Origin of the sequence: Marinococcus halotolerans DSM 16375, from assembly GCF_000420725.1 — a bacterium.
GTDB lineage: Bacteria > Bacillota > Bacilli > Bacillales > Marinococcaceae > Marinococcus > Marinococcus halotolerans.
Genome location: NZ_ATVM01000027.1, coordinates 1 through 16471 on the forward strand (window position 1 = coordinate 1; position 16471 = coordinate 16471).

Here is a 16471-nt window from a genome sequence, read left to right on the forward strand (position 1 = left end):
GGCGCGACACGTTTCTAAGTGAAAAGCTTAGACACTGTGAAAAACACAGTGAACTGTTATTTCGAGAAGTCAAATGAAGGGGTAACGCCTGGAAGGGCTTCCTTTAATCCTTCGACATGCATGATGGTGAACAAGAACGATCATGTATGAAGCTCGATGAAGACGGCTGAGAGGCGCCGTAAGATCCCGATGGGATCAACGAAAGTCATTCAGCGGTGGATGATGTGCCCTATAGGCCGGAAGTCTATAAAACACCTAGGGTTAGAATACACGAGAAACTTTCAGCGAATTGAAGTAATGTGTAGACGAATCTCTGATCGTACGGACCTATATCGGGAGGAAGTCGAAAGGCTTTCGGACACAATAAGTGTCGCTACTGTGGATGAGTAAGACTCTCCTTTATGAAAATCCATAAGCCGTTACAGGCGGTTTCAAGGTAGCAGGTTCATAGGGGAGACCTACGGGTGTATGTACAGATAGAAATAACGGAACGTGGTAACTTGCCAACGTGGAGAGCTTGTTCTCAAGGAAACGGTTCAAAGGAAACATCGAATTTATCCGATGATAACTTTGATTTATGGCAAGGAAAGTGGTGGCACAGTACCAATGAAGCGTCTAATCCACGTGGAGGGATAGCCACTAGTCGTTGACAACTAACTCATTGTATTGGTTCTAACATGGATTCGAGTAAGACTAAGAGATGTAATCCTCCAGATATCTACGAGGGAGGTTACAGGCCATGTTAAAGAAAACGAACCTACGCTATCACGAATATTACGATATGCAAACAGCTTACGATCGTTTATATTCGGCTAGCCAAAACGGGAACAACTTTTATCAACTTATGAAAATGATCGGAGCAGAACAAAATATTCGGTTGGCATACCGAAACATCAAAACCAACAAAGGTAGTAAAACCGCTGGGCAGGATGGGCGAACCATCCAAGATATTTGGCATTTGAACGATCGAGAGATCGTCCAAGAAGTACGAAAAAGGTTGGAAAACTATCAGCCGCAACCTGTTCGACGAGTGTGGATTCCTAAAGAAGGGTCGAATGAAAAACGTCCTCTAGGCATTCCTACCATTTGGGACCGTATGGTCCAACAGTCGATACGACAGGTGTTAGAGCCGATTTGTGAGGCGAAATTCCATCCTCATAGTTATGGTTTTCGACCAAATCGTAGTGCCCATCATGCCTTTAGCCGGGTCGTATCGTTAGCTAACCGCGGTAAGTGTCATTACTGTGTGGATATTGATATTAAAGGGTTCTTTAATCATGTTCATCATGGCAAACTACTCAAACAACTATGGCAATTAGGGATTCGCGATAAATCATTGATGAAAATGATTTCGAAGGTGTTGAAAACAGAGATTGAGGGAGAGGGTGTTCCTCAGGAAGGAACCCCTCAGGGAGGGATCATTTCCCCGTTATTGGCGAATGTCGTTCTAAATGAATTAGATTGGTGGGTTAGTTCGCAATGGGAAACGTATAAGCCTCATCGAGCGGTATCGATCGGTTTTCGAGCCTATGCGAAAAAATACACGAATTTAAAAGCAGGTTTCATTGTTCGTTATGCGGACGATTTTAAGATCATGACGAAAAGCTACCGAGAATCGAAGCGCTATTATCACGCTGTGGTGGACTTTCTTCAATCCCGATTGGGATTAACCGTTAATGACAAGAAATCCAGAGTGATCAATTTGAAAAAGAATGCCTCGGAGTTTCTTGGATTCAAGTTAAAACTGGTACAGCAACAGCAGTCGAAACACGGTTACGTCGTAAAAAGCTCGATGAACGATCACTCGCTGCAGAAAACCAAACACCTTCTTAAACGCCGCATTAAGGACATTCAACACCACCCTAAACCAGAAAATGTTTTTCGATTTAATCAAACAGTGCGAGGAATACAAAATTATTATCGGTATGCCACCACCATTTACATGGATTTAACGGAGGTCCATTACACTCTCTTACAATCAATGAGAGCCAGATTTCGAACCTGTGCAACAACGATCTTATTCAAAGACACCAGTGCCAGCTTCCAAAAACGAGCTCGAGGAATTTCTCCTTGGAAAAAGATTTACTCGATCCAACAAGCCAGCCTTGTCCCTGTGACAGGGGTGCATCATAAAAACCCTCGGAACTTCAGTCAGCATGTAACGAATTACACCAAGGAAGGGCGAAAGAAGATTCACCAAGATCTTCGTGCTCTGCCACGAGGGGCCCTGGCTCAAGTCATGAATCATTATTCGAAGAATCAAAGCATTGAATACAATGATAACCGGATCTCTAAATATGTGGCGCAATATGGAAGGTGCTTTGTCACTGGCCAGCCTATTGGAATCGATCGCATCCATTGCCATCATATTCAACCAAAATCCAGAGGAGGCAGTGATCATTACGCTAACCTTGTCATTGTGGATACGTTCATTCATCGACTGATTCATCTATCGGATACGAAGAAGATCCAAGAGTACCTTCGGTACGTTATGTTGGCTCCTAAGCACTTGAAGAAACTGAATGAGCTTCGACAAGCATCTGGCCTAGAACCGATCAAACCGTCATAAGAATAAAAGAGTGAGTTAGAAACGATGGAACGCCGTATGCGCGGAAACGCGCTCGTACGGTGTGAAGTGGGGGAAAAGATGGAGATTACCTCAAAATCTTACCTATCACTATAATGGGAGGATAAAAATGATCGTTCTGTAGTCTTGTATTTTGAGCTGGGCGGAAAACGCTGGCTGCTGACTGGAGACGTTTCCGCCGAGCAGGAAAAACAGATAGTGCAGACTTATACGGGGCTGCAGGTGGACATTTTGAAAACGGGCCATCACGGCAGCAAAACGTCCACAGACAAGGATTTCGTGGCAGCGGTGCAGCCGGAGCATGCGGTGATATCAGCAGGCTACTGCAACCGTTTTGGCCATCCTCACCCGGAGCCTCTCGAAATACTTGAAAAAGCAGGCGTGAACGTATGGCGTACGGATCTTCAGGGAGCCATTCAATTTATTACCTCTTCCCGGGAGAAGCCCGGTATACGTACGGCAAGAGAGGAAATGCTCCCGGTGTGCAATTAAGTCAGTGTTTCTCGTAGGAATGAGAAAGAAAATACGATAAAATAGAAAGAGAATACGTTCGGAAAGTGTGAGCAGATGGATTATATAACGATGGAAAAGCAGATACAGCAGGAGGACGTGCAGCCGTTCTACCTTTTACAGGGTGAAGAAGGCTATATGATTCAGGATATTCAGCAGAAAATTATCGGAAAAGCATTAGCGGAAGAGGAGAGAGAATTCAACCTGTCTACATTCGATATGCGCGAAACGCCGGTAGAAATCGCTGTGGAGGAGGCGGAAACGCTCCCTTTTTTCGGAGAACGGCGGGTAATTGTGCTTAAAAACTGCTATTTTTTAACGGGGACAAAAGAAAAAGAGAAGGTGGAGCATAAGATCGAAGCGCTTGAAACATATGCCAGGCAGCCGAACCCGACTACCGTGTTAATACTGTCCGCGCCGTATGAAAAGCTTGACGCCCGGAAAAAGGTAGTAAAAGAAATTAAAAAGCAGGCTGTTGTACTCGAAGCAGCAGCCGCCGGCGAAGAGACGATGAAAAAATGGATGCAGCAGTTTAATCAAATCCATCAGCTCTCAATGAGCCGTGAAGTCATGGACCGCTTTATTGCACTTGCCGGCAAAGACCTTCTGATGCTTGCCGAAGAGGCGAAAAAGCTGCAGCTCTATACGGGCAGTGGGGAAGTGACGATGGAGACGGTGGATAAACTGGTGCCGCGCTCGCTTGAGGACAACGTGTTTGAACTGGTGGATGCCGTAGTCAAAGGACAGGCAAAAACAATGCTCCGCATATATTACGACCTGCTTAAGCAGGGAGAAGAGCCGATCAAGATTCTGGCGCTGCTTGCACGCCAGATGCGTATTATTTATCATGTGAAAAACCTGAAGCAGCAGGGCTATTCGCGAAAACGCATGGCCGGATCGATTAAAGTCCATCCATATGCAGTGCAGCTGGCTGAAAAGCCGGCAGCGTCATTTTCGCATTCGTATCTGCAGGAAGCCCTGAAGCTGCTCAGCACCACGGACTATCAGATGAAAGCCGGGAAAATGGACAAGCAGCTCGCGCTTGAGCTCTGTTTTATGAAGCTTGTCTCGGGACAAAAAATTGGACAATAAAAAAACGACTCGGGCCCGAGTCGTTTTATCCTTATTGTGCTACTGCGCTTAGGCGCTTGTGCATTCTGGATTTAGCGCGGTTGGCCGCGTTTTTGTGAATCATGTTTTTGCTGGCTGCTTTGTCTACTTTCTTCATCGCGAGCGCGTAGGAATTCTTCGCAGCATCAATGTTGTTTGCATCGATGTTTTTGTCGAATTCTTTAATAGCCGAACGCATGGAAGAACGAAAAGCCTGCTGCTTCACGCGTTGATTTTCATTAATAATCACGCGCTTTTTTGCGGATTTAATATTTGCCATGGTGGTCACCTCCTTTAGTTACCGGTCATTTCTTTTATCAGCACAAAAGGATTCTATCAAAAATCACGACTGAGCGCAAGATTCAGCAGGAAAGAGTTAAATGGATGAAATTTTCAGAATTAAAGCGAAGCGAACGCGAACATTGAAGGAAGAGCGGGGCATTGCTATAATAGACGTTAGTCTCTGCGAACGGAACGCACGGCAAAGTAGTAATAACAGGAGTGATCGAATCAATGAAAGAGCAGGAAAAACTTGAGCGCCAGAAGCGCATTCGTAACTTTTCGATCATCGCCCATATTGATCACGGGAAATCGACGCTTGCTGACCGGATTTTAGAATCTACCAGTGCGTTGACCCAGCGTGAAATGAAAGACCAGATGCTGGACGCGATGGATTTAGAAAGAGAACGAGGCATTACGATTAAACTTAATTCTGTACAGCTGAAATATACACATACAGATGGAGTAGAGTACATTTTTCACCTGATTGACACTCCGGGGCACGTCGACTTTTCCTATGAAGTGTCGCGGAGTCTGGCAGCCTGTGAGGGGGCGCTTCTGATCGTAGACGCCGCTCAGGGCATTGAAGCCCAGACGCTTGCGAATGTGTATCTTGCCCTCGATAATGATCTGGAAATTCTGCCTATTATCAATAAAGTGGATCTGCCGAGCGCAGAGCCCGAGCGGGTGAAGCAGGAGGTCGAAGATGTTATCGGCCTCGATGCTTCGGAAGCAGTGCTTGCCTCCGCGAAGGACGGGATAGGCACAGACGAAATTTTAAGACAGATCGTTGAAAAGGTGCCGCCTCCGCAGGGGGACCCTTCGGCTCCGCTGCAGGGCATGATTTTCGACTCTGTCTATGATACGTACCGCGGAGTCATCGCCTATATCCGGATTAAAGAAGGAACGGTCAAGCCGGGAGAAAAAATCCGGATGATGCAGACCGGAAAAGAATTCGAAGTATCGGATGTCGGCGTATTTAATCCGAAGCCGGTCTCCTGCGACGAACTGACAGTGGGAGACGTTGGATTTGTGATTGCCGGCATTAAAAACGTCGGTGATTCGAGGGTCGGCGATACAATCACAAACGCCCATAATCCGGCCTCAGAGCCGCTGCCGGGCTACAAACGCATGAATCCAATGGTTTTCTGCGGGCTGTTCCCGACAGATGCAAGCAAATATAACGCCCTCCGGGACGCACTTGAACGACTGGAGCTTAACGACAGCTCGCTGCAGTTTGAAGCAGAGACATCCCAGGCACTAGGCTTCGGCTTCCGCTGCGGGTTTCTTGGCCTGCTTCATATGGAGATTATTCAGGAACGCATCGAGCGCGAGTATAATATCGAACTGATCACCACCGCCCCGAGCGTTATTTATCACGTGCAGATGGTGGACGGGGAAATGAAAGAAATCGATAACCCTTCCAACATGCCGGATGCCCAGCAGGTGGAATGGGTGGAAGAGCCGTTTGTGAAAGCGACTGTCATGGTGCCAAATGATTACGTGGGCGCCGTTATGGAGCTTTGCCAGGCTAAACGCGGGGAATTTAAAGACATGAAGTATATGGATGATACACGTGTGAATATCGTCTATGATCTACCATTAACCGAGATTGTCTACGACTTTTTCGATCAGCTGAAGTCACAGACAAAAGGGTATGCTTCATTTGACTACGAGTTTATCGGCTTTAAAGAAAGCAACCTCGTGAAAATGGACATTTTGTTAAACGGAGAAAGCGTGGATGCGCTGTCTGTCATTGTCCACCGGGACGTAGCCTACGAACGCGGAAAGGCTATCGTGGAAAAACTAAAGGATTTAATTCCGCGCCAGCAGTTTGAAGTGCCGGTACAGGCGACGATTGGAAAAAGCGTTATCGCCCGTTCGACGATCAAAGCTATGAGGAAAAATGTTTTGTCCAAATGCTACGGCGGTGATATTACGCGTAAGCGTAAGCTGCTCGAAAAGCAGAAGGAAGGTAAAAAACGCATGAAAAGCGTTGGAAAAGTAGATGTTCCGCAGGAAGCATTTATGTCTGTATTAAAGATGGATAAAGACTAAGCAAAGCGGGGCTGCCTTCCGGGCGGTCTTTGCTTTTTCTATAAAGAAGGAGAGAAAAGCGTGGCCAAAGGATTGTACGTCCACATCCCTTTTTGTGAATACATTTGTTATTACTGTGATTTTAATAAATTCCTCATTAACAATCAGCCGGTGGATGAGTATTTAGAAGCGCTTGACCGTGAACTCGCCTCCTACAAGATGGACCAGCTGCAGACGGTTTATATCGGAGGGGGCACACCGACGGCTCTTTCGGCCGTTCAGGTAAAGAAGCTGATGCAGATCATGGATCGTCATGTGCCGGTGGCACAGCTAAAGGAATACACGGTAGAGGTAAACCCGGGGGATGTTGGGGAAGAAAAGCTGTCGATGCTGAAGGAAGGGGGAGTCGACCGATTGAGCATTGGCGTTCAGACGTTTCATGACTCCCAGTTAAACAGTATCGGACGGGGACATTCTGCGGAGGAAGCGAAAGAAACGGTCCGGGCTGCGAGACACTCCGGCTTTGATAACATTTCGATTGATTTAATGTTCGGGCTGCCGGGACAGACGATAAAGGACTGGGAAGAGACGCTTGATGAAGCGATGGCGCTTGCACCCCCGCATATCTCGGCCTATTCCCTGAAGATTGAAAAGCAGACCCGGTTTTATAACTGGTGGAGGGAAGGAAAGATCGCTCCACTGCCGGAGGAAGAAGAAGCAGACATGTATGAGCTGCTTGTGGATCGTCTCGAAAGCCACGGCCTTCACGCTTATGAAATCAGCAATTTTGCAAGTGCGGGGCACAGCAGCCGTCACAACCGGATATACTGGCAGAATGAAGAATATATCGGAGCCGGTGCCGGCGCTCACGGCTACACAGACGGTGTGCGTTATGCCAACATTAAACCGTTGAACCATTATATTCAGGCAGTTCAGGAAAAAGGTAATCCGGTACAAACGACACATCCGGTAACGAGAAAAGAACAGATCGAAGAGGAAATGTTTCTCGGGCTTCGTTTATATGAAGGTGTATCCACGGAGCGTTTTTACCAGAAATACGGCTGTGCCGTGGAAGACATATATCCGGAAAGCATTCAGGAAGCGAAGCAGAAGGAGTGGCTCACAGAAGCAGACGGCCGCTTGTTTTTAACAGAAGAAGGAAAACTGCTCGGTAATGAAGTGTTTGCTTTATTTTTATTGGATGATGAGTCTGAAAACAATTGACAAAGCAAAAATCCTTTGATAGCTTATAAAATAGATTTAGCACTCGGATAAAACGAGTGCTAACAGAGGAGAATGTGTAATGCTTACCGATCGACAATTACTCATTTTGCAATCGATCATTGAAGATTATATTCAATCGGCCGAACCTGTAGGTTCAAGAAGCATCTCCAAAAAAAACAGCATTACGTTCAGTCCGGCCACCATCCGTAATGATATGGCGGATTTGGAGGAGTTCGGTTTTTTGGAAAAAACCCACAGCTCGTCCGGACGCATTCCTTCCCAAAAAGCTTACAGGCTGTATGTGGATCGTCTGCTGCTGCCATACCGTTTCAGCGAGCCTGAAATGAATAACATTCAGTCACTTTTTGCCGGTAAAATACTCGAAGCTGAAGAAGCAGTAAAAGAAACAGCCGGCATTTTGTCTGAATTGACGAGCTATGCCTCTATTGTGCTTGGCCCGGAAATGTTTGAATCGAGACTCAGACAGATTCAAATTGTTCCTATTGGAAAAGAAGCAGCTGTTGCTGTCATCGTGACAGATACAGGGTATGTGGAAAACCATACGGTAGCTCTTCCCCCAACACTTGAAGCAGGGGAGCTCGAACAAATCACGAACATTTTAAATGAGCGGCTGCGGGGAATTCCGCTTTATCAATTGCAGCGAGCATTGTTTTCTGAAGTGAGAGACGTCTTAAAAAGGTACGTGTTCAACTACGAAGCAGCTCTTTCGTTTACGGAAGAGGCTCTTCGGAAGTCCAGGCATGAAAAGATCTTTTACGGAGGAAAAACCAATCTGCTCAACCAACCGGAATTCAAGGATGTAGACCGTGTGCGGGCGCTGCTCGAATTAATGGAGGAAGAGCACTTGATTCACGAGCTCTTAAAACCAACCATTAACGGTATGACGATCAGAATCGGGCAGGAAAACACCAATGAAGCGTTTGAGCACTGCAGCATCATTTCTGCTACGTACTCCCTGGCCGGCAAGCCGGTTGGGACGATTGGCATTGTAGGACCGACCAGAATGGAATATCAAAAAGTCATCAGCCTGGTAAATCATCTTTCCTACGGACTTTCAAATGTGTTGGATGACTTGTACCGGAGAGACTCTTAATGATAGTATTTGTTATTGGTTGATGAACTCAATAAAGAGTCGGATAAAGTATGGCTTAAAACGATAGCAACAGCATTTATGGAGGTGGCGCAGGTGAGTGAAAAGAATAAGCAGCAGGAAGAGGAAAAAAAAGATCAGGAAGTACCAAATGAAGAAGAAGTAACCGAAGAAGACGTTGAAATCCTCGAACCGGAAGATGTTGAAGAGGATGAACTTGAAGAAGAATCAGGTTCGCGCGAAGCAGAGCTCGAAAAAGAAATCGACGAATGGAAAAATCGTGCTCTGCGTGCCCAGGCAGATTTAGAGAATGTGCGCCGCAGAGCGAAAGCGGAAAAAGAAGAAGACGCCAAGTACCGGGTTCAGCCTCTAGCAGAGGAGCTTCTGCCGGTAATGGACAATTTTGAAAGAGCGATGCAGACCCAGCCGGACAATGAAAGTGTCCAGTCATTTATTGACGGTATGGCGATGGTCTACAATCAGTTCAGATCGGCACTCGAACAGCAGGGTGTAGAAGAAATCCCGGCACAGGGCGAATACTTTGACCCGACCATTCATCAGGCTGTCATGCAGGCTGACGAAGAAGGGTTTGAGTCCAATCAGATTGTGGAAGAAATGCAGAAGGGATACAGATTGAAAGACCGTGTGCTGCGCCCTTCAATGGTAAAAGTGAACAACTAAAAATTCAGATATAGAGTAATGTATAGGAGGAAGAAAAATGAGTAGAACAATTGGCATTGACTTAGGTACAACAAACTCTTGTGTAGCCGTTATGGAAGGCGGCGAAGCACAGGTTATTCCGAACCCGGAAGGCAACCGCACCACTCCTTCAGTTGTAGCATTCAAAGACGGTGAACGCCAGGTGGGCGAAGTGGCAAAGCGCCAGTCCATCACAAACCCTAACACGATCAGTTCCATCAAGCGTCATATGGGTACAGATTACAAGGTGGAAATCGAAGGCAAAGAATATAATCCGCAGGAAGTTTCTGCGATTATTCTCCAGAAATTAAAGTCGGACGCTGAAAGCTATCTTGGCGAGACTGTTACAAACGCAGTTATCACAGTGCCTGCGTACTTCAACGACTCCCAGCGTCAGGCAACAAAAGATGCCGGCCGCGTGGCAGGTCTTGAAGTAGACCGTATTGTAAACGAGCCGACCGCTGCAGCACTTGCGTACGGTCTTGAAAAAGAAGAGGACCAGACGATCCTTGTATTTGACCTCGGCGGCGGTACATTTGACGTTTCCATTCTTGAACTTGGCGATGGCTTTTTCGAAGTGCGTTCCACATCCGGCGACAACAAGCTTGGCGGCGACGACTTTGACCAGGTAATCATCGATCATTTAGTGGACGAGTTCCGCAAAGAAAACGGCATTGACCTTTCGCAGGATAAAATGGCAGTGCAGCGCTTGAAGGATGCAGCAGAGAAAGCGAAGAAAGATCTTTCCGGCGTTACGCAGACACAGATTTCCCTGCCGTTTATTACAGCAGATCAAAGCGGACCGAAGCACCTTGAGCTTACACTGACACGTGCTAAGTTTGATGAGCTTTCCTCGAAGCTGGTTGAACGTACAATGGGACCTACAAGACAGGCAATGAAAGACGCCGGCCTCAGTGCTTCTGAAGTGGATAAAGTCATCCTTGTTGGTGGTTCCACACGTATTCCGGCTGTACAGGAAGGCATTAAAAACTTAACCGGTAAAGAACCACACAAAGGTGTTAACCCGGACGAAGTGGTAGCTGTAGGTGCTGCTGTTCAGGCCGGCGTACTCACCGGTGATGTAAAAGACGTTGTACTGCTCGACGTTACACCACTTTCTCTTGGTATCGAAACCATGGGCGGCGTAACAACAAAATTAATCGACCGGAACACGACGATTCCGACAAGCAAATCCCAGACGTTCTCAACAGCGGCTGATAACCAGCCTTCTGTGGATATTCATGTGCTGCAGGGCGAGCGTGAAATGGCCGCTGACAACAAAACGCTTGGCCGTTTCCAGCTGACAGACATTCCACCAGCTCCGCGCGGCGTACCTCAAATCGAAGTTACCTTCGATATTGATGCCAACGGTATTGTGAACGTGCGTGCGAAAGACCTTGGCACAAACAAAGAGCAGTCGATTACCATCACTTCTTCTTCCGGTCTCTCTGAAGAAGACATTGAACAAATGGTTAAAGACGCGGAAGAAAATGCTGAAGCAGACAAAAAGCGTAAAGAAGAAGTAGAAGTGCGCAACGAAGCGGATCAGCTTGTCTTCACTACAGAAAAAACGCTGAACGACCTCGGCGAAAACGTATCAGAAGACGAAAAGCAGCAGGCTGAGGACGCAAAAGAAAAAGTAAAAACAGCACTTGAAGGCGAAGATATTGAAGCTATCCGTACAGCGAAGGACGAGCTTCAGGAAATCGTTCAGCAGCTGACAACAAAAATGTATGAACAGGCAGCGCAGCAGGCTCAGCAGGAGCAGGGCGAAGCCGGCGGCGAAAGCAGTGACGATACTGTAGACGCTGACTATGAAGATGTTAAAGATGACAATGATAACAACAAAAACAGCTAACGATCTGTAGCGCTGACGAATGGGGCTGTCCCGAATAGTGGTCACTTGACTGCTTCTATTCAAGGGGATGGCCCCTTCTTTCTGTAATGAATATGTTTTTCAGATTGAAGCGTCTTCTTGTAGAATGATAAGATAACACGTATGGATAAGAGCGAGGAGTGAAGATGAACAATGAGTAAACGCGATTATTATGACGTGCTTGGCGTCAGCAAAGACGCAGATGAGCAGGAAATAAAAAAAGCATATAGAAAGCTGGCACGCCAGTACCACCCGGACGTTAACAAGGAAGATGACGCCGAAGAAAAATTTATTGAAATCAAGGATGCCTACGATACATTAAGCGATCCCCAGAAGCGTTCAAATTATGATCGTTTCGGCCACGAAGACCCGAATCAGGGTTTTGGCGGCGGCGGAGGAGCCGGCGGCTTCGGCGGCGGCTTTGGCGACATTTTCGATATGTTTTTCGGCGGCGGTGCTTCAAGAGATCCAAACGCTCCAAGACAGGGGGCGGATCTGCAGTATACGATGACGCTCACCTTTAAAGAAGCAGCTTTCGGAAAAGATACAGAGATTGAAATTCCAAAAGAAGAAAACTGTGAAACGTGTGGCGGCGACGGCGCTAAGCCGGGCACAGAAAAAAGAACGTGCCGCCAGTGCGGCGGTCAGGGCCAGATGAATGTAGAACAAAATACACCGTTTGGACGTGTCGTGAACCGGCGCGTGTGTGACCGCTGCAGCGGCTCGGGTGTCGAAGTGGAAGAAAAATGTCCTACATGTAACGGAAACGGACGCATCCGCCGGAACAAAAAGATCAATATCCATATTCCGGAGGGCGTCGACCATGGCCAGCAAATTCGCGTGAGCGGTCAGGGCGAGCCGGGTGCAAACGGTGGACCACCGGGCGACCTGTTTGTCGTTTTCAACGTACAGCCGCATGAATTCTTTGAACGTGACGGAGATGACGTCTACTGCGAAATGCCACTTACGTTTGTCCAGGTAACGCTTGGTGATGAAATCGAAGTACCGACACTACGCGGTAAAGTTAAATTGAAAATACCGGCTGGCACCCAGTCCGGCACAAAATTCCGTCTCCGGAATAAAGGCATTAATAACGTACACGGACGCGGTCAGGGCGATCAGCATGTCAAGGTCCAGGTAGTGACGCCGAAGAAACTCACGGACCGTCAGAAAGAACTGCTGCGGGAATTCGCAGAAATCAGCGGTGATGAAGAAACCGATGAACAGCACGGAAATTTCTTTGACCGGGTGAAACGGGCGTTTCGCGGAGAATAAAAGAAGAGGAGCAGGTATATGAATTGGATTGAAATTTCTGTCCACACTACCCAGGAGGCAATTGACCCTGTGTCGTTTGTGCTTCAGGAAGCAGGAGCGAGCGGAGTGGTGATTGAGGATTCAGCCGACCTGGAGCGGGAATGGGAAGAGGCAGAAGACGAATGGTTTATGCTTTCTGAAGATAATTATCCGGATGAAGGCACGCTTGTAAAAGCCTATCTTCCGATGACAAGCTACGTCACCGATACTGTGGAGGAAATTAAGCAATCCATAAATGAACTGTTCCTTTACGATATTGATTTAGGACGAAATCAGGTGGTGCTTAAAGAGATCGCCGAGGAGGACTGGGCAGAGGCCTGGAAAAAGTATTACAAGCCTGTCCAGATCACGAGCAAAGTTACTATTGTGCCTTCCTGGGAAGCGTATGAAAAAAAGAGCGGGGAAAAAATCATTACGCTGGATCCGGGCATGGCATTTGGCACCGGCACCCACCCGACTACTGTACTCAGCATGCAGGCGCTTGAAGAGTACACACGCCCGGGGCATGCAGTCCTCGACGTGGGCACTGGATCCGGCGTCCTCGCTATCGGCGCAGCCTTGTTCGAAGCAGGAGAAATTCTTGCGCTCGATCTTGATGAAGTCGCCGTCAGAAGCGCTGAAGAAAATATCAGTCGAAACGGGATGGCAGAAAAAATTACTGTGGCCCAGTCGGATCTGTTGGAATACCAATCGATGCAGGCAGATATCATTGTGGCTAATATTTTAGCGCCGATTATTATCCGACTCGCAGAGGATGCGTTCAGCTCTCTTCAGCCGGATGGTGTGTTTATTACTTCGGGTATCATTGAAAGCAAACGTACGGATGTCGAACAGGCTCTGACGGAAGCGGGCTTTGTGATTGAAGACGTGCGGGCAGTCGAAGACTGGCTGTGCATCATCGCCCGCCGGCCGCAGACGCTATAAAGGAGAGGAATATGCAGCATTATTTTGTGGATCCCTCCTCCATACAGCATGAATATATACAAATTACGGGTAATGATGCAAAGCACATTGCCCGTGTTATGCGTATGGGCCCAGGAGAAAAAATTGTATGTAAAGACAATCAGGGACGTGCCTTTGTGACTGAAATTGAAAGCGTAGAGGAAAAAAGTGTCCATGCAAAAATAATCAGCGAATGGACAGGAGGAGCGGAGCTTCCTGTAAATATTATCGCTGCCCAGGCTCTGATTAAGGGAGAGAAGATGGACACCGTCGTACAAAAAGCAACAGAACTTGGAGTCACGGCGATTTACTTTTATGAAGGGGAGCATTCTGTGGTAAAATGGGATGCGAATAAACGGCAAAAGAAAATTGATCGTTTAAACCGAATTGCTAAAGAAGCAGCAGAGCAGTCGGAGCGGATGTATATACCGGAAATTGTTTATTTTTCCTCAGCACGTAAGATTATAGAAGGCACGGCTTCCATTGAGAACCGGGTCGTTTTATCGGAAGCAGAGGCGAGAGCGGGGGTGCCCGCAAAGCTCCCCGACGTTTTCAGCCGGCATCCAAAAACGCTGCTTGCATTTATTGGCCCGGAGGGCGGGTTCTCCCGTAACGAGCTTTCCCTGTTTGAGGAACAGCGCATTCCATCGACTTCCCTGGGAAAAAGAATTGTCCGCAGTGAAACCGCTTCTTTGCTGCTGCTTGGAGCAGTGACATATTATTATGAAATTCAGGAGGGAAACATACAATGAGATCAGTGGCGTTTCATACTCTTGGCTGTAAAGTAAACCATTACGAGACGGAAGCCATATGGCAGCTGTTTAAAAAAGACGGCTATGAAAAAAAGGAATTTGATCAGACCGCGGACGTCTATGTCATCAACACCTGTACGGTGACCAACACCGGAGATAAAAAAAGCCGCCAGGTAATCCGGCGCGCGGTGCGTAAAAACCCGGACGCAATCATATGCGTTACCGGCTGTTATGCCCAGACTTCTCCGGGAGAAATCATGGATATCCCGGGCGTCGACATTGTCGTCGGCACGCAGGACCGCAAAAAAATGCTCGAATATATTGAAGAGTACACGGTATCACGGGAACCAATTAACGGTGTAAGCAATATTATGAAAAACCGTGTGTACGAAGAGCTCGATGTACCGGAGTTTACCGACCGTACGAGAGCGTCGCTTAAAATTCAGGAAGGATGCAATAATTTCTGCACCTTCTGCATTATCCCCTGGGCCCGTGGCCTCCTCCGTTCGAGAAACCCGGAAGAGGTTATGCATCAGGCGGAACAGTTGGTTGAAAAAGGCTATAAGGAACTGGTGCTGACAGGCATTCATACCGGCGGCTACGGTGAAGACTTAAAAGACTACAATATCGCGGGCCTGCTCCGGGACCTTGAAACCATTGATGGACTAAAACGGATCCGTATTTCTTCCATAGAAGCAAGTCAGATCACCGATGAAGTAATTGACGTGCTCCGCAGTTCAAACAAAGTAGTAAATCATCTGCACGTGCCGCTTCAGGCTGGCTCGAACACCGTGCTTAAAAGAATGAGAAGAAAATACAGCGTGGAATTTTATGCGGACCGTCTCGAAAAACTGCGTGAAGCCCTTCCGGAATGCGCGATTACAACAGATGTGATTGTAGGCTTTCCGGGAGAAACGAAAGAAGAATTCCAGCAGACGTACGACTTTATCCGGGACCAGCGTTTCTCAGAGCTGCACGTATTTCCGTACTCCAAAAGAACCGGTACTCCTGCTGCTAAAATGAGCGACCAGGTTGAGGATGAGGAAAAAAATGACCGGGTCCACCGGCTGATTGAGCTGTCCAATCAACTAGCAAAAGAGTATGCATCGCGCTTTGAAAATGAAGTCGTAGAAGTAATCCCCGAAGAAGAAGATAAAGAAAAACCAGGTTACTTTGTCGGCTATTCAACGAATTATATAAAGGTGCGTTTCCCTGCGAACCCGGAATGGCGTGGCGAAATTGTGCGCGTGAAAATTACGAATGCGGGCTACCCATTGAATGAAGGGGAATTTGTACGCGTGCTCGACCACGATACAGCAACGCTTGTATAACTATAACAGTTGAACTGGAGGAGAAAGTATGGCAGATCTCGCGCAATATATTGATCACACGCTGCTGAAGCCGGAAACAACGTTTGAAGACATTAAACGTATCACCACGGAAGCCAAAGACAATCATTTCAAATCTGTATGCATTAATCCGGCAATGGTGCCTTTTGCGGCAAAAGAGTTGGAAGGCTCCGGTGTGCTTGTCTGCACAGTGATCGGTTTTCCGCTCGGCGCCACGAATCCGGAAACAAAAGCATTTGAAGTAAAAAATGCCATCGCCAACGGGGCGAAGGAAGTTGATATGGTTATTAACATCGGCGCCTTAAAAAGCGGGGAAGACGACCTGGTCCGCGCGGACATTGAGGCAGTCGTACAGGCTGCAAATCAGGAGGCGCTGGTGAAAGTGATAATAGAAACAGCACTCCTAACGGATGAAGAGAAGAAGACGGCCTGCAGCCTTGCCGTTGAAGCCGGAGCGGATTTTGTGAAAACATCCACCGGTTTTAATGGAGGAGGAGCAACGATTGAAGATGTGCGGCTGATGAAAGAGGCAGTGGGCGACCGTGCCGGCGTGAAAGCGAGCGGCGGTGTCAGGGACCGTCAGACTGCTCTTGCATTAATTGAAGCCGGAGCATCCCGGCTCGGTGCGAGCTCTGGTGTGAAAATACTGCAGGGCGAAACCTCAAGCGAAAACTACTAACA

Annotated in this window: 13 protein-coding genes and 1 pseudogene; 13 read left to right on the forward strand and 1 reads right to left on the reverse strand. The window is 47.5% G+C overall.

Annotated elements, in window-relative coordinates; genetic code table 11:
* The first annotated feature begins 739 nt into the window (after positions 1-739).
* From ltrA to holA, 3 genes and pseudogenes are all read left to right on the forward strand, one after another.
* Positions 740-2569: a group II intron reverse transcriptase/maturase gene (ltrA, locus tag G548_RS0114800; RefSeq protein WP_022794933.1), complete on the forward strand. Its 1830-nt coding sequence runs from the start codon at positions 740-742 to the stop codon at positions 2567-2569.
* A gap of 141 nt (positions 2570-2710) precedes the next feature.
* Positions 2711-3079: pseudogene (locus G548_RS0114805) on the forward strand (ComEC/Rec2 family competence protein); the annotation flags it as partial.
* A gap of 90 nt (positions 3080-3169) precedes the next feature.
* Positions 3170-4189 carry a DNA polymerase III subunit delta gene (gene holA, locus G548_RS0114810; RefSeq protein ID WP_051143880.1) on the forward strand — a complete coding sequence of 340 codons (1020 nt, stop codon included), beginning with the start codon at positions 3170-3172 and terminating at the stop codon, positions 4187-4189.
* Positions 4190-4220: 31 nt separating this feature from the next.
* Here holA and rpsT read toward each other — a convergent pair whose 3' ends face one another.
* Positions 4221-4487, reverse strand: coding sequence for a 30S ribosomal protein S20 (gene rpsT, locus G548_RS0114815; RefSeq protein ID WP_022794935.1), 267 nt, complete (start codon positions 4485-4487; stop codon positions 4221-4223).
* Between the two features lie 233 nt (positions 4488-4720).
* Here rpsT and lepA point away from each other — a divergent pair, with 233 nt between their 5' ends.
* From lepA to deoC, 10 genes are all read left to right on the forward strand, one after another.
* Positions 4721-6544: a translation elongation factor 4 gene (gene lepA, locus G548_RS0114820; RefSeq protein WP_022794936.1), complete on the forward strand. Its 1824-nt coding sequence runs from the start codon at positions 4721-4723 to the stop codon at positions 6542-6544.
* Between the two features lie 60 nt (positions 6545-6604).
* The gene (gene hemW / locus G548_RS0114825; protein WP_022794937.1) at positions 6605-7747 is read left to right on the forward strand and encodes a radical SAM family heme chaperone HemW; all 1143 of its coding nucleotides are present in this window, start codon (positions 6605-6607) and stop codon (positions 7745-7747) included.
* A gap of 79 nt (positions 7748-7826) precedes the next feature.
* The gene (gene hrcA, locus G548_RS0114830; protein WP_022794938.1) at positions 7827-8861 is read left to right on the forward strand and encodes a heat-inducible transcriptional repressor HrcA; all 1035 of its coding nucleotides are present in this window, start codon (positions 7827-7829) and stop codon (positions 8859-8861) included.
* A gap of 93 nt (positions 8862-8954) precedes the next feature.
* On the forward strand, positions 8955-9539 hold the full coding sequence (gene grpE / locus G548_RS0114835; RefSeq protein WP_156847959.1) for a nucleotide exchange factor GrpE: 585 nt from the start codon (positions 8955-8957) through the stop codon (positions 9537-9539).
* Positions 9540-9576: 37 nt separating this feature from the next.
* Positions 9577-11415, forward strand: coding sequence for a molecular chaperone DnaK (dnaK, locus tag G548_RS0114840; RefSeq protein WP_022794940.1), 1839 nt, complete (start codon positions 9577-9579; stop codon positions 11413-11415).
* Between the two features lie 171 nt (positions 11416-11586).
* Positions 11587-12708, forward strand: a complete 1122-nt coding sequence (gene dnaJ, locus G548_RS0114845) for a molecular chaperone DnaJ (protein ID WP_022794941.1) — start codon at positions 11587-11589, stop codon at positions 12706-12708.
* Positions 12709-12726: 18 nt separating this feature from the next.
* Complete coding sequence (gene prmA, locus G548_RS0114850) at positions 12727-13671, forward strand: 50S ribosomal protein L11 methyltransferase (RefSeq protein WP_022794942.1); 945 nt, start codon at positions 12727-12729, stop codon at positions 13669-13671.
* A gap of 11 nt (positions 13672-13682) precedes the next feature.
* Positions 13683-14441: an RsmE family RNA methyltransferase gene (locus G548_RS0114855; RefSeq protein ID WP_027847457.1), complete on the forward strand. Its 759-nt coding sequence runs from the start codon at positions 13683-13685 to the stop codon at positions 14439-14441.
* Positions 14438-15772, forward strand: coding sequence for a tRNA (N(6)-L-threonylcarbamoyladenosine(37)-C(2))-methylthiotransferase MtaB (gene mtaB / locus G548_RS0114860; protein WP_027847458.1), 1335 nt, complete (start codon positions 14438-14440; stop codon positions 15770-15772). Before G548_RS0114855 ends, mtaB begins: the two co-directional genes overlap by 4 nt.
* Before the next feature lie 28 nt (positions 15773-15800).
* On the forward strand, positions 15801-16469 hold the full coding sequence (gene deoC / locus G548_RS0114865; RefSeq protein ID WP_022794944.1) for a deoxyribose-phosphate aldolase: 669 nt from the start codon (positions 15801-15803) through the stop codon (positions 16467-16469).
* Positions 16470-16471: the final 2 nt, after the last annotated feature.

What these genes read in the sequence shown, in the direction of transcription:
- ltrA (WP_022794933.1), top strand. Translation starts at nt 740, where the DNA reads ATGTTAAAGAAAACGAACCTACGCTATCACGAATATTACGATATGCAA.
- holA (WP_051143880.1), top strand. Translation starts at nt 3,170, where the DNA reads ATGGAAAAGCAGATACAGCAGGAGGACGTGCAGCCGTTCTACCTTTTA.
- rpsT (WP_022794935.1), bottom strand. Translation starts at nt 4,487, where the DNA reads ATGGCAAATATTAAATCCGCAAAAAAGCGCGTGATTATTAATGAAAAT.
- lepA (WP_022794936.1), top strand. Translation starts at nt 4,721, where the DNA reads ATGAAAGAGCAGGAAAAACTTGAGCGCCAGAAGCGCATTCGTAACTTT.
- hrcA (WP_022794938.1), top strand. Translation starts at nt 7,827, where the DNA reads ATGCTTACCGATCGACAATTACTCATTTTGCAATCGATCATTGAAGAT.
- dnaK (WP_022794940.1), top strand. Translation starts at nt 9,577, where the DNA reads ATGAGTAGAACAATTGGCATTGACTTAGGTACAACAAACTCTTGTGTA.
- dnaJ (WP_022794941.1), top strand. Translation starts at nt 11,587, where the DNA reads ATGAGTAAACGCGATTATTATGACGTGCTTGGCGTCAGCAAAGACGCA.
- prmA (WP_022794942.1), top strand. Translation starts at nt 12,727, where the DNA reads ATGAATTGGATTGAAATTTCTGTCCACACTACCCAGGAGGCAATTGAC.
- G548_RS0114855 (WP_027847457.1), top strand. Translation starts at nt 13,683, where the DNA reads ATGCAGCATTATTTTGTGGATCCCTCCTCCATACAGCATGAATATATA.
- mtaB (WP_027847458.1), top strand. Translation starts at nt 14,438, where the DNA reads ATGAGATCAGTGGCGTTTCATACTCTTGGCTGTAAAGTAAACCATTAC.
- deoC (WP_022794944.1), top strand. Translation starts at nt 15,801, where the DNA reads ATGGCAGATCTCGCGCAATATATTGATCACACGCTGCTGAAGCCGGAA.